16 protein-coding genes are annotated in these 18,782 nt (G+C 32.1%); 3 read left to right on the forward strand and 13 right to left on the reverse strand.

The features are described 5' to 3' along the window. Positions 1 to 83: 83 nt before the first annotated feature. Positions 84 to 380 carry a HesB/YadR/YfhF family protein gene (locus KA900_RS02580; RefSeq protein ID WP_096809887.1) on the forward strand — a complete coding sequence of 99 codons (297 nt, stop codon included), beginning with the start codon at positions 84 to 86 and terminating at the stop codon, positions 378 to 380. 291 nt (positions 381 to 671) lie between these two features. On the opposite strand, the gene menI is transcribed toward KA900_RS02580, so the two are convergent. The 3 genes from menI to KA900_RS02595 form a co-directional block, all read right to left on the reverse strand. After that, the gene (menI, locus tag KA900_RS02585) at positions 672 to 1,133 is read right to left on the reverse strand and encodes a 1,4-dihydroxy-2-naphthoyl-CoA hydrolase MenI (protein WP_096809889.1); all 462 of its coding nucleotides are present in this window, start codon (positions 1,131 to 1,133) and stop codon (positions 672 to 674) included. A gap of 289 nt (positions 1,134 to 1,422) precedes the next feature. Further along, entirely contained in the window at positions 1,423 to 4,128 is a 2,706-nt protein-coding gene (gene acnA, locus KA900_RS02590; protein ID WP_096809892.1) for an aconitate hydratase AcnA, read from the reverse strand. 308 nt (positions 4,129 to 4,436) lie between these two features. Continuing rightward, positions 4,437 to 6,080: a BCCT family transporter gene (locus KA900_RS02595; RefSeq protein ID WP_318270804.1), complete on the reverse strand. Its 1,644-nt coding sequence runs from the start codon at positions 6,078 to 6,080 to the stop codon at positions 4,437 to 4,439. A 207-nt stretch (positions 6,081 to 6,287) separates the two neighbouring features. On the opposite strand from KA900_RS02595, the gene mscL reads away from it, so the two are divergent. Then, positions 6,288 to 6,638 carry a large conductance mechanosensitive channel protein MscL gene (gene mscL / locus KA900_RS02600; protein WP_096809895.1) on the forward strand — a complete coding sequence of 117 codons (351 nt, stop codon included), beginning with the start codon at positions 6,288 to 6,290 and terminating at the stop codon, positions 6,636 to 6,638. Between the two features lie 157 nt (positions 6,639 to 6,795). Here mscL and sbcC read toward each other — a convergent pair whose 3' ends face one another. The 8 genes from sbcC to sosA form a co-directional block, all read right to left on the reverse strand. Beyond that, a complete protein-coding gene (gene sbcC, locus KA900_RS02605; protein WP_210139283.1) occupies positions 6,796 to 9,822 on the reverse strand; it encodes an exonuclease subunit SbcC in 3,027 nt (1,008 codons plus the stop codon). Continuing rightward, the gene (gene sbcD, locus KA900_RS02610; RefSeq protein ID WP_103373543.1) at positions 9,819 to 10,952 is read right to left on the reverse strand and encodes an exonuclease subunit SbcD; all 1,134 of its coding nucleotides are present in this window, start codon (positions 10,950 to 10,952) and stop codon (positions 9,819 to 9,821) included. Before sbcD ends, sbcC begins: the two co-directional genes overlap by 4 nt. A gap of 173 nt (positions 10,953 to 11,125) precedes the next feature. Beyond that, positions 11,126 to 11,593, reverse strand: a complete 468-nt coding sequence (locus KA900_RS02615; protein WP_096809901.1) for a CcdC family protein — start codon at positions 11,591 to 11,593, stop codon at positions 11,126 to 11,128. A gap of 266 nt (positions 11,594 to 11,859) precedes the next feature. Then, positions 11,860 to 12,045 (reverse strand): hypothetical protein, encoded by a 186-nt coding sequence (locus KA900_RS02620; protein WP_096809903.1) that lies wholly within the window; start codon positions 12,043 to 12,045, stop codon positions 11,860 to 11,862. A gap of 443 nt (positions 12,046 to 12,488) precedes the next feature. Continuing rightward, positions 12,489 to 12,728: a YneF family protein gene (locus KA900_RS02625; protein WP_019467986.1), complete on the reverse strand. Its 240-nt coding sequence runs from the start codon at positions 12,726 to 12,728 to the stop codon at positions 12,489 to 12,491. A 214-nt stretch (positions 12,729 to 12,942) separates the two neighbouring features. After that, positions 12,943 to 14,931 carry a transketolase gene (tkt, locus tag KA900_RS02630; RefSeq protein WP_096809929.1) on the reverse strand — a complete coding sequence of 663 codons (1,989 nt, stop codon included), beginning with the start codon at positions 14,929 to 14,931 and terminating at the stop codon, positions 12,943 to 12,945. 76 nt (positions 14,932 to 15,007) lie between these two features. Then, positions 15,008 to 15,256, reverse strand: coding sequence for a DUF896 domain-containing protein (locus tag KA900_RS02635; RefSeq protein ID WP_103373586.1), 249 nt, complete (start codon positions 15,254 to 15,256; stop codon positions 15,008 to 15,010). A gap of 126 nt (positions 15,257 to 15,382) precedes the next feature. After that, a complete protein-coding gene (sosA, locus tag KA900_RS02640) occupies positions 15,383 to 15,616 on the reverse strand; it encodes a DNA damage-induced cell division inhibitor SosA (RefSeq protein WP_096809933.1) in 234 nt (77 codons plus the stop codon). A 142-nt stretch (positions 15,617 to 15,758) separates the two neighbouring features. Here sosA and lexA point away from each other — a divergent pair, with 142 nt between their 5' ends. Next, positions 15,759 to 16,382 carry a transcriptional repressor LexA gene (lexA, locus tag KA900_RS02645; protein WP_096809936.1) on the forward strand — a complete coding sequence of 208 codons (624 nt, stop codon included), beginning with the start codon at positions 15,759 to 15,761 and terminating at the stop codon, positions 16,380 to 16,382. A 198-nt stretch (positions 16,383 to 16,580) separates the two neighbouring features. Here lexA and KA900_RS02650 read toward each other — a convergent pair whose 3' ends face one another. Beyond that, positions 16,581 to 17,594, reverse strand: a complete 1,014-nt coding sequence (locus KA900_RS02650) for a CAP domain-containing protein (protein WP_210139331.1) — start codon at positions 17,592 to 17,594, stop codon at positions 16,581 to 16,583. A 20-nt stretch (positions 17,595 to 17,614) separates the two neighbouring features. Continuing rightward, the gene (gene guaC / locus KA900_RS02655; protein ID WP_103373584.1) at positions 17,615 to 18,592 is read right to left on the reverse strand and encodes a GMP reductase; all 978 of its coding nucleotides are present in this window, start codon (positions 18,590 to 18,592) and stop codon (positions 17,615 to 17,617) included. Positions 18,593 to 18,782: the final 190 nt, after the last annotated feature.

An 18,782-nucleotide genomic window follows, 5' to 3' on the forward strand; every position in this document is an offset into this window, starting at 1 on the left:
GGTAATACAAATAATACTAATTTTTTAAATTAGTAACCAATTGTCACAAGCTATAACTTGTGAAATGAGAGGGGACTTTTATTATGGATATAAAACTTTCAGATAACGCTGTATCTTGGTTTAAAGATGAACTTGATTTACCTGAAGATAACAAAGTCTTACAATTTTTCGTTCGCTATGGTGGAGAATTCCAATTAAAACAAGGATTTAGCCCTGCATTCAGTGTTGATCAAAAAGACGATGTAGAAATTGGTTACGAAAATCATTTTGATGGTTTAGATGTAGTAATTGCAGAAAAGGATTTATGGTATTTTGAAGACCATGATTTATTCATAGACATCAGTGATAGCGTGGATGAAATTTCTTACAGTGCTAAATAATTTTAATAGCTAAAATAAACTCAACACAGTTTATTAATCATATATATGAATTATATACTTAAAAAAGAAGCGGAACAGAAATCATATTTGGGATTTCTGTTCCGCTTTTATATTTCAGCTCTAGTCGTCTACTGTCTATATAGTATGCGAGGTCAAGACGTTATCTATGTCCGGCCTCCTTTTTGTTGATTTGTATAAATTTTTTAGTGTTATAAGTATTAGTGTACATCCCCAAAATACACTCCCGTAAAATTTATGTATATTCATGCACAATTCATATACTTATTTTAACTATGATAAACCATTCACAACCTCTAAATCTTCTCCTGCTTTATTTCGCTTTTCTACTTCTGAATATACTGCATGCCATTCAGGAAAATACTTATCTAATCGAATAGGCTTAAAGTTATCTTTTCGTATACAAGTTAACACTGTAGAGCCAGTAGTAGCTAGTTCTCCATCATTATTATATACTTCATAATAATATATAGATCTTAAGCGTGTATATTTTTCGACCCACGTTTTAATCTTCACTGTTTCTGGATACTGAATTGTTTTAATGTACTTAATATTTAAATCTGTAACTGGTGAAATGATGCCTGAATCTTCCATATCTTTGTAACTAAAACCTAATTTTGAAATATAATCTGTTCGTGCTACTTCAAACCAAGTAGGATAATTACCGTGATATATCACACCCATTTGATCAGTTTCAGCATAGCGTGAAGGAATTTCTGTCATACTATAAATCATTATAAACGTCCTCTTTTCAATTGTTCATATCATACTATATAAATAATAACATAAAAAAGGGGTGGAACAGAAATCACATTTTCTAAAATGATTTCATTGCCCACCCGGTAAGAATGATTGGAAAAGAATATAAGCGCTTAGTCCTAGCATAAGAGCTACGCATCCTTATAAACGACCAAATATTAATTTAATTGTTTCTCATCCCAACCATTTACTATTCAGTCATCCGTGAAGCTAAACTATTTTATATACTAGCCTCACTTATTTATTTGAATCAATAGCAAATCATTTATTCGTTTGCTAATTTATTTCTTAATACCAGTTGTAAAATACCGCCGTGACGATAATAATCAATTTCTACATGTGAATCGAAACGCGCAATTGCTTCAAAATCAATGACTTCACCGTTTTCTTTTTTAGCAGTTACTTTTACTAAATCATGCGGTTTTACATTTTCATCGATATCTACAGAAATAATTTCTGTACCATCTAATCCTAAGCTCTCTGATGAATCACCATCTTTAAATTGTAATGGTAAGACACCCATCATAACTAAGTTCGAGCGGTGAATACGTTCATAGCTTTGAGCGATAACCGTTTTAACACCTAATAAATTTGTACCTTTAGCAGCCCAATCACGTGAAGAACCCATACCATAATCGTTACCAGCTAGCACTACTAATCCAGTACCATCTTCTTTATATTTCATAGCTGCATCATATATAGGCATTTGTTCACCAGTTGGCCAGTAAGTTGTAAAACCACCTTCAGTACCTGGTGCTAATTCGTTTTTAATACGAATATTCGCAAATGTACCACGTACCATTACTTCGTGGTTACCACGACGAGAACCGTATGAGTTAAATTGACGAATCGGTACGCCATGATCTAATAAATATTTACCTGCTGGCGTATCCTTACCGATAGCACCTGCTGGAGAAATGTGATCAGTCGTAACTGAGTCGCCAAATTTGCCCATAACACGTAAATTATTTAATGATTTAATCGCTTCTGGTTCTTTTGATAAATTTTGGAAGAATGACGGGTTCTGGATATATGTTGATTCTGGATCAAAGTCATATAACGGTTGATCTGTCACGTCAATTTCGTTCCACATTTCATTATTGTTGTAAACAGTTTCATACTCTTCTTTGAATAATTTAGGCGTAACGACACTATCTACAGTGTCAGCTACTTCTTTAATTGATGGCCAGATATCTTTTAAGTAGATATCTTCTCCGTCTTCACCTTTACCTAAAGGTTCATTTTGCAAATCAATATCAACCGTACCTGCAAGTGCGTAAGCAACTACTAATTGAGGAGAAGCAAGATAGTTCGCCTTAACTAGTGGATGAATACGTCCTTCAAAGTTACGGTTACCTGATAAAACAGAAGTTACAAGTAAGTCTTCTTCAGCAATCGCTTTTTCGATTTCTTCTAATAGCGGACCCGAGTTACCAATACACGTTGTACAACCATAACCTACTAAGTTAAACCCAAGTTCATCTAAATATGCTTGTAATCCAGAATCTCTTAAATACCCTGTAACAACTTTTGAACCAGGCGCTAATGAAGTCTTAACGTATTCAGGTACTTTCAAGCCTTTTTCAATTGCATTTTTCGCTACTAACCCAGCACCTAACATAACATATGGGTTTGATGTGTTCGTACAAGATGTAATCGCAGCAATTGCTAAATCACCAGTCGTCATTTGCGTTGTAGATCCATCTTTAAATTCAATGGTTGCTGTCTTATCAAATTCACTTTCGTCAAAACCATGCCCTTGGTTACCCGCTGGCGCAGTAACAGATTTTTCAAATTCTTCTTTCATATCACTTAAGAAGATTAAGTCTTGTGGACGTTTTGGACCTGATAGTGAAGCTTCAACTGTAGATAAATCTAATTCGACTACGTCAGAGTATTCTGGTTCATCTTTATCCGCAGTAAAGAACATGCTATTTTCTTCTAAATATTTTTTAACTAATTCAATTTGTTCTTCTGAACGACCAGTTAAGCGTAAATATTTTAAAGATTCTTCATCTACTGGGAAGAAACCGCAAGTTGCACCATACTCAGGGGCCATGTTTGCAATTGTTGCTCTATCAGCTAATGGTAAATGTTCTACACCTGGACCAAAGAATTCTACAAACTTGCCGACAACACCTTTTTTACGTAATTCTTGAGTAACACGTAATGCTAAATCAGTTGCAGTTGCCCCTTGTGGTAACGCATTAGATAATCTAACACCAATTACTTCAGGAATTGGGAAATAAGATGGTTGACCAAGCATTCCGGCTTCTGCTTCAATACCACCAACACCCCAACCTAATACGCCTAAGCCGTTAATCATAGTTGTGTGAGAGTCAGTTCCAACTAATGTATCAGGGAAAGCCACTATTTCACCGTCAACTTCACGTGCATGGACCACATTAGCAAGATACTCTAAGTTAACTTGGTGGACGATACCAGTTGCTGGTGGTACCGCACTGTAATTATCAAATGCTTTTGTAGCCCAATTTAAAAATTGATAACGTTCATAGTTTCTTTCAAATTCTAATTGCATGTTTCTTTCTAGTGCATCTGGATTTGCATAGCTATCGACTTGAACTGAATGGTCAATAACTAAATCTACTGGCACTTCTGGGTTAATCTTGTTTAAGTCTCCCCCAACATCATTCATAGCTTTACGTAATGACGCTAGGTCAACTACTGCAGGAACACCAGTGAAGTCTTGTAAAATAACACGTGATGGCTTAAAAGGTACTTCACCCTCTGTACCTTTATTGAATTCAGACAACGCTTTGATGTGTTCTTCAGAAATAACAAATCCATCTTCTTGTCTTAATTCAGATTCTAATAATACTCTAATCGAATATGGCAATTTTGATACTTTAGTTAACCCTTGTTCTTCTAAAGTATTTAAATCATAATATGTGTATGATTTTCCATTTAGCTCGAACGACTTTTTCGCTTGCTGTTTTAAATTAGAAGCCATATAAATCCCCCTTGAAATTTTTAGTAATTATATGCCGTTAATTAAATTGTATAATTATATGTAACTTAAAACAACTACCTACTATTATAAACATCTATAATTTAGATTTGAATTTACAATCAGTATGTATAAGTAAAACTTATCGTAAGTGTTTCGTGTAATAAGTTAATATTATTAAATGAGAATGATTATCATTGTTTTTAATAAGGACATTGTCTTGGTTTATAAACATATTTATAAAAGCAAAAAGTGGGACAGCAATCACATTTAAAAAAATGTTTTCTGTCCCACTTTCTTTAGATATAACTTTATTTCTTGGATTTTTCCGTATCTCTTAGAGGCGCTCTTCTATTAATCATTTCATCTTCAAAATCCTCTTGTTGATATTGTACATAGTCTTGAAGTCTATGCTTATTAGGCGTCAATGTTAAACCTAAGAATTTACGTTCTTTATTGGCATCTTTGTAGAATGAAGTCATCATCATTATTACTACAAAAGAGAATGGTAACGCACTAATAATGGCCGCACTTTGAATTGCATTTAATGCGTCAGCGCCATTGCCGCCACCTGCAAATAGTAATACAAATGCAATTAGTGATTGCGCAATACCCCAAGTTACTTTAACAACATTTGATGGTTCTAATGAACCAAACGAGGTTTGCATACCTAACACAAACGTTGCAGAGTCTGCAGAAGTAATAAAAAATGAAGCGATTAAAACAAGCGCAATTAATGATAAAACAATGCCAAATGGTATCTCATTAAATACACCAAATAGTTGTGTTTCAGCTGTCATATTGAATAATTCAGGATTCTTTTTACCTGTTTCAATACCTAGAACACCAAATACACTAAACCATACAAAACTTACTAAAGCAGGTACTAAAAGTACACCTGCGATAAATTCACGCACTGAACGTCCTTTAGAAACACGTGCGATAAATATACCAACGAACGGACTCCAGCTTAACCACCAACCCCAATAGTAAAGCGTCCAACTAGACATCCACTCACGTTTTTGAGGGTTTTGGGCAGCCGTGTCAAATGTATTAAATAAGAATGAATTTAATAAGCTACCTGTTGAGCTTGTCATCATATTTAAAATCAAAATCGTTGGTCCAATGATTAAAGCTGCAATCATTAATATTGCACCTAAACTAATATTTAAGTTACTTAAATACTGAATACCTCGACTTAATCCAGACCATGCACTCATAATAAACAGTATTGTAACTACTACAATAATAATTGCTTGTACCCAAATAGTATTTGGAATACCGAATAAGTAATTTAAGCCACCGTTAATTTGTAGTGCGCCCATACCTAAGGACACAGCAACACCGACAACTGTAGCAAATACTGCTAACACATCGATTACTGTCCCAATTGGGCCTTCTACTTTATTACCTAAAATAGGGCGTAATGTTCTAGATATCAGTCCTGGTTCACCTTTCCTAAACTGTGCATATGCAAGCGCTAGGGCAACTACACCATAGATTGACCACGCATGAAAGCCCCAGTGGAAAAATGTTGAACGTAACGCTTCAGTATACGCGGCAGTAGTTTTAGGATCTGCATTTGGAGGCGCAGCAAAATCTGCCATAGGCTCAGCAGCACCATAGAATACAAGACCAATTCCCATACCGGCACTAAACAGCATCGCAAACCAAGACACTGTATTAAATTCCGGTTTATCATTTGGTTTACCTAGCTTTAACTTACCGATAGGACTAAATATTAGGAAAACACAGAAGAAAACAATAAATGTCGTAAGAATTAAATAATACCAACCTAATTTGTCAGTGATCCATAGTTTTATTGTATTTGTAACAGTGTCAAATTGTTCCGGAACTATTGCACCAATTAAAACAACTATACCAGTAATAATTGCGCTATAGATAAAAACAGGCGATATCTTCTTACCATTCGGTTGATTTTCAGAAGAATTCACAATAAATTACTCCCTTTCATATTATATTAAGTTTTTAAATCAAAAAAGAAAATTGGAAAAATTAATTACTTTTCTATATTTTAGTTTAATCATTCATAAGAATAACAAACATCTATGTTAATATCAAATTCACTTTCAAAAAGTATTTTCTTAATTTATTAAATATTGTATAATAACTTTTATATTAAATTAAGAGAGGTAATTAATATGCTACAAGAATTCAAAGAATTTGCGTTAAAAGGTAATGTTCTAGATTTAGCAGTAGCTGTAGTTATGGGGGCAGCTTTCAACAAAATTGTAACCGCTTTAGTTTCATACATTATTATGCCTTTAATTGGTTTAATATTTGGTACAGTTGACTTCGCCAAGAGTTGGTCTTTTATGGGGATTAAATATGGTATGTTCGTGCAATCAATTATAGACTTTATTATTATTGCCTTTGCATTATTTATTTTTGTTAAAATTGCGAACACTTTAATTAAACAAGAAGAAGAGGAAATCGAAGAAAACACAGTGTTACTAACAGAAATTCGCGATTTATTACGCGAAAAAAATTAATTTTACACAGCGATATTATTTAAATTTTAGAGTCAAAACATTTCAAATCCCTTATCTATTTTAGCAACAACACTATCATGGATAAGGGATTTTAATTAATTTAATGACATAAAACACGCTGACGAGCCAGAGATTATCAGCTATTTTTTTAAACATTTTATTGCTTTTTAAAGCGGGTTGTACTTTGATACTGGTCTGTTTTCACTTCTAAAATAAGCGGAATACGCTGTTTTAATTCACTCACATGAGATATAATACCCACCATTCTCCCAGAAGATTTCAGACTTAACAGCGTATCTAAAGCTGTTTCAAGTGTTTCTTGATCTAATGTACCGAATCCTTCATCAATAAACATAGAATCTAAAGCAATCCCCCCTGATTCTTGTTGTACTACTTCGCTAAGCCCTAAAGCTAATGCAAGAGAAGCTTGGAACGTTTCCCCTCCTGATAAAGAAGTGATATGTCTTTTTTTATTAGAATGCGAGTCAAAAACATCTATTTCTAAACCACTGTATCCTTTAGAGGTTTGTTCTCTTCGTACCAATTGATATCTTTGTCCAGTCATTAATGATAATCTTTGGTTGGCGTGCGCTAATATACGCTCCAAATAATATATTAAAACAAAGTTTTCTAAAGTTAATTTTTGTTCATTTTTGCCTGATAAAATTTCTGCTAATTGGAAAATCTCTTGTTGTTCTTGGAGTTCTTTGTCCAGATTATCAATAATTTTATTGATTTGTTCTATTTTCTTTTGATTGAACTCTAATTTGTAATGATGTTGACTCAATATTGAACTTGCGTAGTCTAATTTATGCTTTGCTTGTTTATGTGAGGATTTCAACTCTGAAATATCTTGCAATGCTTTGTTGTCAATTTCTGATTTTAGCTGTGCAATAACAATTTCAAGATGTTGTTTTTCTTGATTGTATTTATTTATTTCTAATTCGATTTTGGATTTGTTTGGAACTTCATTTATAGTATGCTCTACTTGCTTAAGTGATGAAAAGCCAATTCTGTTCATTTCTTCATCAATTTTGTTATTGGAATCTTCAATGTCCCTATTTAAACTCTCTAATGTCGTTTTAAGATGATCTTGATCATTTAGCTCTAACGATAATTTATTACTGTCTTTTTGAATCTGTTGTTCTAAGCATTCATATGTTTTTTGGTAATCATTTATTTTCCCTAATTCCTTTTCATAAGCCTTGATAAATGTGTCAACGTTTGTATATGCTGTGGCGCTTTCAAAATCATTGATAGCGGTTGTAAATTCATCTAATTCAAATTGCTTCGTTTTGAGATTTAGTTCAAATTCATGAATTTTTTGGTTTAATGTCATTACTTTGTCTTTAAGCTTTGTAATTGTTTCGTTTTCGGTTTCTAATTGTATTTTAGTTTTTGAAACTTCCCTCATACATTGTTCAAGTGCTTTATAATTGGTTTTTTCTAACTCGTCCAGATTAAATTTATTTAACTGCTCAAGTATATAATGGATTTCACTATCCAATTTAATTTTTTGTTCTTTTAAATCTGTATGTTTTTGTTCCAGTTCGGCTATTTTCTCATGTCTTGTTGTGAGTTCATCAAAATCTATATGTGCTTCTAATGTATGAACTTCATTTCCACAAACAGGACACGTGTCTCCTTGAGCAATTGCTGCTTGTATTTTCGAGATAATTTCTTGTTTATTATTTAAATCAATATTTGTTTTATCAATCTTTTGATATTCCTCTTCCGCTGTGCTTAAGTTAACATCAATTTGTTTTTTTCTAGCTGTTTTGTCAGCTTTTTTTTCTTGTAATTTAAGATATTCATTTTTGTGTTGTTCATTTTGCTTATATGTTTTAATATCGTTATCCAATTTGTTTATTTTTTCATTGAGTTGTTCAATTTTTTTATAATCGGGTTCCCTCCCGTTTAATTGCGCTATATAAGTATTAAGCTGCTTCTTTTCTTTTTTATAATCGTCTTCAAGTTTTGTATATTCATTTTTTAAACTTCCAATTTTTAAGTATGCAGTTTTATATTTATCATATTTGTTATAAAATAATTTGCAGTTTTCTATAAATATCTTAGATTTTTCTATAGATTGAGTTAAAGATTGGTGATTTTTGAATTGTTTTTTATTTTTCTCTAATTGTTCGTTTAAATTTGCTATGTAAGCCGCTTTTTTTGAAATATTTACTTTTATTTCGTCATGCTTTTTTAGTAATTTTTCTTTAGTATCAAATAAATTTGCTAAAGGTCTTACTTCATTAATCTCTTTTAACAGTTTCATTTGATTTTGGATATTATTTTCTTCTGATAACAATTTATTGTACTCTGTTTGTTTTTGTTCAAGGTTTGTCATCGCTTCTTGAAGTTTTAGATTGGTATTTAATTGGCGCTCAATCTTTTCAAATGTTTCTTTACATTTATCTCTTTTAGCAATTAAATCATTTTGAATAGTCTCACCTATTATTTTAAATTCTGGTAATACAGATTTAATTTTATTAGTCTGTCTTGCATTTATTGCTTTATATTCATTTAAAGTGTCCATATTAAACGTTTCTAAATCTTCCCAATCTGTCTCAAGCGCGTGATATCGCTTTTCAATTTGTATTCTTACTTTTTTTACGTCATCATTTAGCATTGCTTGTATTTCTTCGAATCTTTGACTATTAAAAAGCGTTCTTAATATTTCTTGCTTCTCTATACTTTTAGATAATAAAAATCGTTTAAACTCACCTTGAGGTAAGATAAACAGTTGTCTAAACTGTTCAGTATTGACTCCCAATAATGCTTTAATAAATTGGTTACCAGCATTTACTTTGCTTTCTCGTAATTCAAATACATCTTCCAATTGGTATATAGCAAGTTGACCGAGCGTTTTATTTTTATTTCCTTCTTTTATAAATGAACCTTGGCGATTAATTTTAAAAATTGTGTTTCTTAATTTAAATTCGAATTCTACAGACATTGGTGTTTTACCGTCTGCAAAATGACTTCGTAAATCACTCTCACTTCTATCTTTAGTGGATGCTTCTCCGAACAATGCAAATACAATAGCATCAAATATCATTGTTTTCCCAGAACCCGTCTTCCCACTAATTAAAAACAACTGGTCGTCATTAACTTGTTGAAAATCAATAGTTTCATCCAAGAAAGGACCAAAGTTTTTTAGCTTTAATGTTAAAGGTCTCAATGAGTTTGGCCTCCTTCAAGTAATTCGTTTAATACTTTACCGATTTTTTTATTTTGAACACTAGTTAAAGTTTCATTCGTAATATTTTCATAAAATTTATTAATAATTGTTTCATCATCTAATTTTTGAATTTCAATGTTTTCGTGATGAATGGGTGTATTAAACTCAAAAGTTTTGTTTGTAAGCGCTAATGTATTAGGATAAATTTGTTTTAAATGCATCATTGGATCACTGACATGTGACATATGCTTCAGCTTGAAATGTAAGTAATTATATTTGTCTTTTATCTCTAGTTTTTCTTGGATTGCATCATCATAATTTCCTTCAACTACCTCCAATTGCCTTAAAGGGGTTAAAGGTCTAAATTTACTTTTAATTTCATTATCAATTATTTCAATTACTCTGTAACCTTTTGGTTGTGTAGATTCTGAAAAAGAATATTGTAATAATGAGCCACTGTAATGTACAAAATTAGAATTGATACTAAAAGGATGATGTAGATGACCTAACAATACTTGATCGAAACGTTGAAATGAACTTTCTTCAACTGATTCAACTGTACCAATTGTTAATGGTCTCTCAGATTCAGTTCTAATTCCGCCTTGGACAGTAAGGTGACCTACTAACATATTCGTCTTATCTCGATCCAAATGCTGCGTCATATATTCAATGGATTTCGATAAAGCTTGCTGATGCGTTTCAATCATTTTATCACCAAAGAAATAACTTGTTTCATTAACTGTAGAAAATGGTAAAGTATAAAAATCAATATTCCCTATTGAAACAGGACTTGCCATATCTTCAAGCGAAGTCCGAATATAAAGTTGAGATTTCTCAAACCATTTTGAACCATAATTGAGTCTTTCTTTACTGTCATGGTTGCCATTAATCATAATTAATGGCATATTCATTTCTAAATTTAATGTATTTATTGTACTTTCTAATAATTGAATTGCTTCTTTGTTAGGGTAACTTGTATCATATAAATCACCTGCAATTACAATCACATCAGGTTGTTCATCTACCATTGCTTTTATAAATGATTCTAATATATAAGATTGGTCCTCAAGCAATGATTTTCCATTCAAAATTTTGCCTAAGTGCCAATCTGCTGTATGTATCACTTTCATATTACCACTCCTGTAAGAACCTTTGTTCGCTTTTATATTACAATATGCCTCATTATCACACAAGTATAGTTTCATGATAAAAAAATAGGCTACTTAACCCCTACGAAACAAGGAAATTTAGCAGCCTCTTAATACCAAATATATTCAATTTCTGGGATGTAGTTATTTCAAACTCAATCTATTAAAGTTCTTTTAATTTTTTTATATTTATATAACATGGCTAATCTCCATGGTACAATCATGCAAAATGCAAGTAAGAAGAACATACCAGCAATTTCCCCTGGATCAATTTGATTACTAACAAATATTTTGATTATAGTTCTAATTAGTAATAGCGAAATTAAAATGATAGGAAAAGCTTTGGAACGCTTCATATATATTTCACTACCCTGTGTTTCAAATTTAGATGTCCATATCAATACTGTTGAAAAAAGAACACCTAATATAATACATTCTATGATTTCAATACCTGTTAATCTAAAGTAAGGTACCACATACATAAGTGCACCTGTTGCCATGAAGAAAGGAGGTAGAACGATTTTCTTTTCATTTACTGGGTATTCTTGTGCTTTCATTCTTACAAAAATAACGCCAATACCCATTAAAAAAGCTACTACTATAGAAAATACTAAATATAACATGCTTACACCTTCTTTAAGTTACTAGCTTAACTCTCACCTTGAATAGTATATCACTTAACCATTTAATATTCAGTATTTTTAAATTAAAACATCGCATGTTATATTTTATTGCATTCTTCAACATGTATGGATTGGCTCAAAACAATAAACAGAGCTGTTTATACATTAGTTATCTTAAAATAACATGCTCAATCACGGGAAGTATATTGGAAGATGAATCCAAAATAAAATAAGCCTTGTTAAAGACTTATCTTATCTTTCATTATTTAAATAGCGCGTGTACTATCGCATGCTGATAACGCATTTTCTAAAGTGTATCTAAGGTAGTTCATATCATGCATTTGCATTGCATTATGATATCGTTTGAATTCTTCATCGGTAGAAAAGTTAATATGCATATTTGCTAGTCGATCTAAAACTTCTTTATCTTCCATGTCATAAGCACTCTTCACTTATTTATACCTCCCTTATATATACAAATTATAACAAATTTGATTTTACAATCAAATATTTACTGAATATTTAAAAAATAAATATCATACTTTCACTATTTAAAGTAATTCATATTCATTTAAAAAAAGTCTAAAAAGAGAGACCTAATATTAAAAAATAGACAAAGATTTAAAATAATATAAAATACTAACATGTGGTTATTAGACCCTTTTTATATACAAGCATATGGCATTTTTATAATCAGCCAAAATTTAACAAGGTTCAAAAATTGTGAAACAAAAGTCTATTTTCGTGGACTTACACATGAACAGCAAAAAAGTGAGCGAAATATAAAATAACGCATTTGAAACTACAAATGTGAATAAATGCTTTATGCTACCAAATTAAAAATAAGGGCTGATGACTACTTGTCTAAAGTAGTATTCAGCCCTTTTATGACGCGCTATTTTTTCTTCTTGAATGCGTCGTCTTGATTTTTGTTCATCATTGTCATCATTTGATTTATTTTCTTTTGAGATGGTTTTTGACCCATTTGCATCATCATCATTCGTAGCATTTCTTCATTAATTGGTGGGTTCTTTTTCAGATAATCCATCATATATTTTCTTGCAAGGAAAAATCCACCGACTAGTCCTAGAATTAGTGCTAACACGATTAATAAAATCGCTAACCAAGTTGCCATTGTTTCACCCACTTTCCTATCCTAATGAATTTTACTAAAATAAGTGCTCCTTTTCAAGAGCTACTCAATTAAGTTATACTTCCAACCTTATGTATTATATCAATTATAAATTCAGTTTGTAAATATAATCCAAATTTTATTTATAATAAAAAATTGGTATGAGAGCTATCGCTCTCATACCAAACTTTTTTATATTTGTTTAAGCTTTAACTACTTAAAATGTTTGAATTTGGTTTAATACATTTTCTTTAGTGAAACCATATTTTTCGACTACTAAATCACCAGGAGCGCTTGCGCCAAATCCGTCGATACCGATTACTTTACCTTCAGTACCAACATATTTATGCCAACCAAGTGGCGAAGCCATTTCAATAGCAACACGTTTAGTAATAGATGGCGGTAAAACAGATGCTTTATATTCATCTGTTTGTTGATCAAATGCGTTCCAGTTTGGCATAGAAACAACACGTACACCTTTACCTTGTGCTTCTAAGTCTTTAGCAGCTTCAATAGCTAAATTAACTTCTGAACCTGTTGCTAATAACAAGAATTCTGGCGCTTTATCTGATTCAAACACTACATAAGCACCTTTACGTACACCTTCTTCTACAGTTTCTTTAGGCAAGTCCATTGTAGTTAAGTTTTGGCGTGTAAGTACTAATGATGTCGGTGTTGATCCTGCTTCTAGTGCTATTTCCCAAGCTACACGAGTTTCGTTACCATCTGCTGGACGGATAACATTCATATTAGGGATGGCACGTAAACCAGCTAATTGTTCAATTGGTTCATGTGTCGGTCCATCTTCACCCACTGCAATGGAATCATGCGTAAAAATAAATGTTGAATTTAAGCCCATGATTGCAGATAAACGAAGCGCTGGTTTTAAATAGTCACTGAATACGAAGAATGTTGCACCATATGGATGTAAACCACCGTGTGCAGCCATACCATTTACTGCGGCAGCCATAGCGAATTCACGAACACCAAACCAGATATTTTTACCTTCAGGTGTATCTTTATCAAAATCAACAGCATCTTTTACATTTGATTTGTTTGAGCCAGCTAAGTCAGCTGAACCACCAAAGAATGAAGGTACTGTTTTACTTAACGCTTGAATAACTTCTCCAGAATCTGCACGTGACGCACCACTGTGGCCAGCTTCAAATTCTGGTAATGCATCAGCGTAATTAGCTGGTAATTTACCACTGATTGCCAATTTGAATTCTTCTGCTAATTCTGGATATTTTTCACTGTATGTTTCAACAAGTTTGTTCCAGCTTTCTTCTTTTTCGTTTGCACGTTTTAGCATTGATTGTTGGAAGATTTCATAAACTTCATCTGGAACGTTGAATCGTTTTTCAGGATCTAAACCATAATTTTCTAAAGCTAATTTTCTTTCATCTTCACCTAATGGCGCACCGTGCACACCATGAGAATCTTGTTTGTTTGGTGCACCGTAACCAATAATTGTTTTAACTTCAATCATTGTTGGTACATCCGAAGCTTTTGCTTCTTCAATTGCTTTATCAATTGCTTCGATATCGTTACCATCTTCAATTAAAATGTGTTTCCAACCATATGATTCAAAGCGAGTCTTAACATCTTCAGAAAAAGCTTTGTTTAAATCTCCATCTAAAGAAATATCATTTGAATCATATAATACAATAAGTTTATCTAATTTCGTATGACCAGCTAATGAAGCCGCCTCATGTGAAATACCTTCCATTAAATCTCCATCAGAAGCTAGTACATAAGTGTAATGGTCTACTACATTAGCATCTTCTTTGTTAAACTTACCAGCAAGATGTTTTTCAGCCATAGCCATACCTACAGACATAGCAAAACCTTGACCTAATGGACCTGTAGTTACTTCCACACCATCAGTATGTCTGAATTCAGGATGTCCTGGTGTTTTTGAGCCCCATTGTCTAAATTGTTTTAATTCATCTAATTCTAAACTACCTGAAACATGTAATAAACTATAAAGTAATGCAGAACCATGACCAGCAGACAATACAAAACGATCTCTATCGAAGAAATCTTTTGATTGGGGGTTGAAATTTAAATGGCGTGTCCATAAAGTATATGCCATTGGAGCAGCACCCATTGGTAATCCAGGGTGTCCTGAGTTTGCTTGCTCAACAGCATCGATACTTAAAGCTCTAATCGTATCTATTGCTAATTGATCTTTTTCTTTATTCATCTAAATGACTTCCTTTCTTATAGCAAGATTCATTACCATTATACATTATTTGAGGTTTGTTTAACAAAAAATTGATTTAGTTGTTATCTTTTTTGTCTTTTGAATCTAATATTTTTTTAACTTTTTCAGGTGTTACATCGTTACCTTCAGGATCAATTACTCTAGTATTTTCAATTTGTTTTTTAAAATTATCTCTGAAAGAGTCTAAATACGCTTTTCTTAATTTAGATTGTTCTTTAGCCTCAGATTCAGTTAATCCTTCTTCTTTTTTCTTTTTTGCTAATTCATTTATACGCTTGATATCTACGGCATCGTTTTTAGCCATACTAAACCTCCGTAATTCATAATATAAAAAATATAACAAAAAAGTGAACGAAACGAAATAGTTCCGCTCACTTTCATATGTACCAGACAATTAATTTACTCCCAAATAAATTAATGTTTGATATTTCTATTTTGCTCTTGCCAAAAATGGCTTATTGCTCTGTTCGCTTTTTTCCACTGAATCCATTTGATATTGTTCGTTTTGAATTGAGTTGTTTTGGATTTGATGATCTGTCATTTCGTACGTTTGTTCCGACTCAGCATTATTATGTGCACTTAAAATAAATATAGAACTTAAAATCATAGTAACTAATAGGACTACGAAGTAAGGCTTTATTTGATGTATATATAATTTGAACATTATAAGTCACTCCTAGAACGTTTGTTTGTGTCTAAACTCTAACAGAACATCTGTTCCTAGTCAACCTTGAAACGAACAAACGTTTGTAAAAAAGAATCATGCATGCTATAATAAAAACAAATTAACGTAGGGAGTGCCTATTATGAGAGAATTAACAAAACGCCAAAATGAAATTTTTGAATATATCAAACAGACCGTTCATTCAAAAGGATATCCACCAAGTGTTCGAGAAATTGGTGAAGCTGTGGGTTTAGCTTCAAGCTCTACCGTACATGGACATTTATCAAGACTAGAAGAAAAAGGCTATATAAAAAGAGATCCAACCAAGCCCCGTGCAATAGAAATTGTAACTGAACAACTAGGCGAATCTGCAAATATGGAATCAACGATACATGTACCAGTAATTGGAAAAGTAACGGCAGGTATTCCTATTACTGCCGTCGAAAATGTTGAAGAATACTTTCCATTACCAGAACATTTTACTTCTACGCATAACAGTGACATTTTCATCTTAAATGTTGTTGGTGATAGTATGATCGAAGCTGGTATATTAGATGGAGATAAAGTTATAGTCAGAAGCCAAACAATTGCTGAAAACGGTGATATTATTGTTGCAATGACTGAAGAAAATGAAGCTACAGTCAAACGTTTTTATAAAGAAAAAACACGTTATCGTTTGCAACCGGAAAATAGTACAATGTCTCCTATTTATTTAGACCAAGTCACTGTTTTAGGCAAAGTCGTTGGGCTTTTCAGAGAAATTTAATTATTTTATTTGTAAGTAAAGACACTCTCAACAAAAATAAGAGGTTGCGCGTTGAGCGCAACCTCTTATTTTTCGTCATTCTTTTCTAAAACGTCTTTAACTTTTTCTAGTATATCTTCTGTTTGATCTTTTTTATTTGTTGTCATAATATCTCATCCTCACAGGTTACAGATACCCTCATTCAACAAATCGTAAACACTATCCAGTGTAATTTTCAGTCCAATAAGGTTGTCTTTGTTCATTAAAATCAACGCCGACACCTAATGTTCGAAATTCTTTTTTAAGAATGTTCTTTCTATGTCCTAAAGAATTCATTAAACCTTGATGGGCATAAATACTACTTTGTTGACCATAAGCTAAGTTTTCTCCGGCTGCATTAAAATCGTGTCCATCACTTTCTAAACGATCAAACGGAGAATCTCCACTCAAATTATCATGATTAAAATAGTTATTTTCTGCCATATCAGTACTGTGCTTACGTGTTGTATCAGAAATAGTTGTTGAATAATCTAAAGTATTTAAACCATGTTGCACTCTTTCAGCGTTTACTAAGTCAAAATTTTGCAATTCAAAGCTCTTAGCTAAATTATCCGACGGTGCCCCATATTGTTGTTGAAGTCTATTTTCCATTTCTTCACTAATTAATAATAATGCTGTTAAGTGGTTTTGGTTATGTTTGTCATAAAATGCTGTAGTATAAATATTGTCTTTTTTAAAATTGTCAAATTCACTATCTTGCACGTCTATATTTATATGACCTTTTTGTTTTGTTGATATAGGGTCACCTAATCGATCTCTAACTGTATCTTTCGGAGAATTATATTTTATTTTAGATTTAGAAGAAATAACATTTTGATTACTATACAAACCATTTACTTTTTCTTTAATATAACTCACCATAACAAAACTTCTATAATCGTCAGAATAATACGTATGCCAATTCGTACCATATTCGTTTGAAGTAACACGCTTTGCTTTACCTAATTTTTCTTCTACTTCTTCCTTAGACATATTCATTTGAATATTATTCAAAGCAAAATCTTGTTCATCAGGTACTTTTAAGGTATTTTCAGTTAAAGGCTTATCAGATGACCAACTGTCTACTTTTGATTTAAATTGTTGCTGCAACGATTCTAGCGGTGCAAATTCTTTAATTGGAGTAATTAACACAATTAACAGAAGTACAATTACATATAATAAAAATCGTTTAATTTTTTACACCTACTATATTATTAGTCTCTATCTCCATTGAAAATAGAATTTCTAACTATGACATAATCCACTTTAGTTAATGAATTTAAATCGTTACCCCCTGCATATGAGATTGAACTCTGTAAATCTTGTTGCATTTCAACTAATGTATCCATTAATGAACCTTTATGTTCAACAAACATTTTTTTACCTTCAACGTTTTTATGTTCACCTTTTTGGAATTCAGATGCACTACCGAAATACTCTTTATATAATTTACCATCTAATTCAACCGTTTCGCCAGGAGATTCTTCATGAGCAGCAAATAATGAACCTATCATTACCATAGATGCACCAAATCGAATTGATTTAGCAATATCACCATGCGTTCTAATACCTCCATCAGCTATGATTGGTTTACGTGCTGCTTTACTACAATGATTTAAAGCAGCTAATTGCCAACCGCCTGTACCAAATCCTGTTTTGATTTTAGTAATACAAACACGGCCAGGCCCAATACCTACTTTCGTTGCATCTGCACCCGCATTTTCTAATTCTCGAACTCCTTCAGGCGTCCCAACATTACCTGCAATAACAAAGGAATCAGGAATATGTTTTTTAATATGTTGAATCATATGGATTACAGCATCTGAATGACCGTGTGCAATATCAATTGTAATATATTCAGGAATTACACCATCGTTTGCCATTTTTTCAACAAATTCAAATTCACGTGCTTTAATGCCAACTGAAATAGAAGCAAACAAGCCTTTGCTATGCATTTTTTTCACAAAAGGTATACGTGCTGCTTCGTCAAATCTATGCATAATATAGAAATATTCGTTTTCAGCAAACCATTCTGCCAAAGTTTCATTCATCACTGTTTGCATATTTGCAGGCACAACAGGTAATTTAAATTCTTTTGGTCCGAATTTCACTGCAGTATCACATTCTGAGCGACTATTCACAATACATTTATTTGGTATAAGCTGGATATCTTCATAATCAAATATTTTCATAATTATATAAACCCCTAACATTTAATAGTGAAACAGTATTTAAAGGTAAGATTTTTAAATGAATTCAACAATTATCTAAGGAAATAATCCTATATATTAGGATTATTTCCGAACAATAGCATTTTATTTATCTTTACCAATAGATAATATACATGGTTTCACTCTAAATGTAAATGAACTAAAGTCTGAT

It is taken from the genome of Staphylococcus sp. GDY8P120P (genome assembly GCF_017892065.1).
Taxonomy (GTDB): Bacteria; Bacillota; Bacilli; order Staphylococcales; family Staphylococcaceae; genus Staphylococcus; species Staphylococcus nepalensis.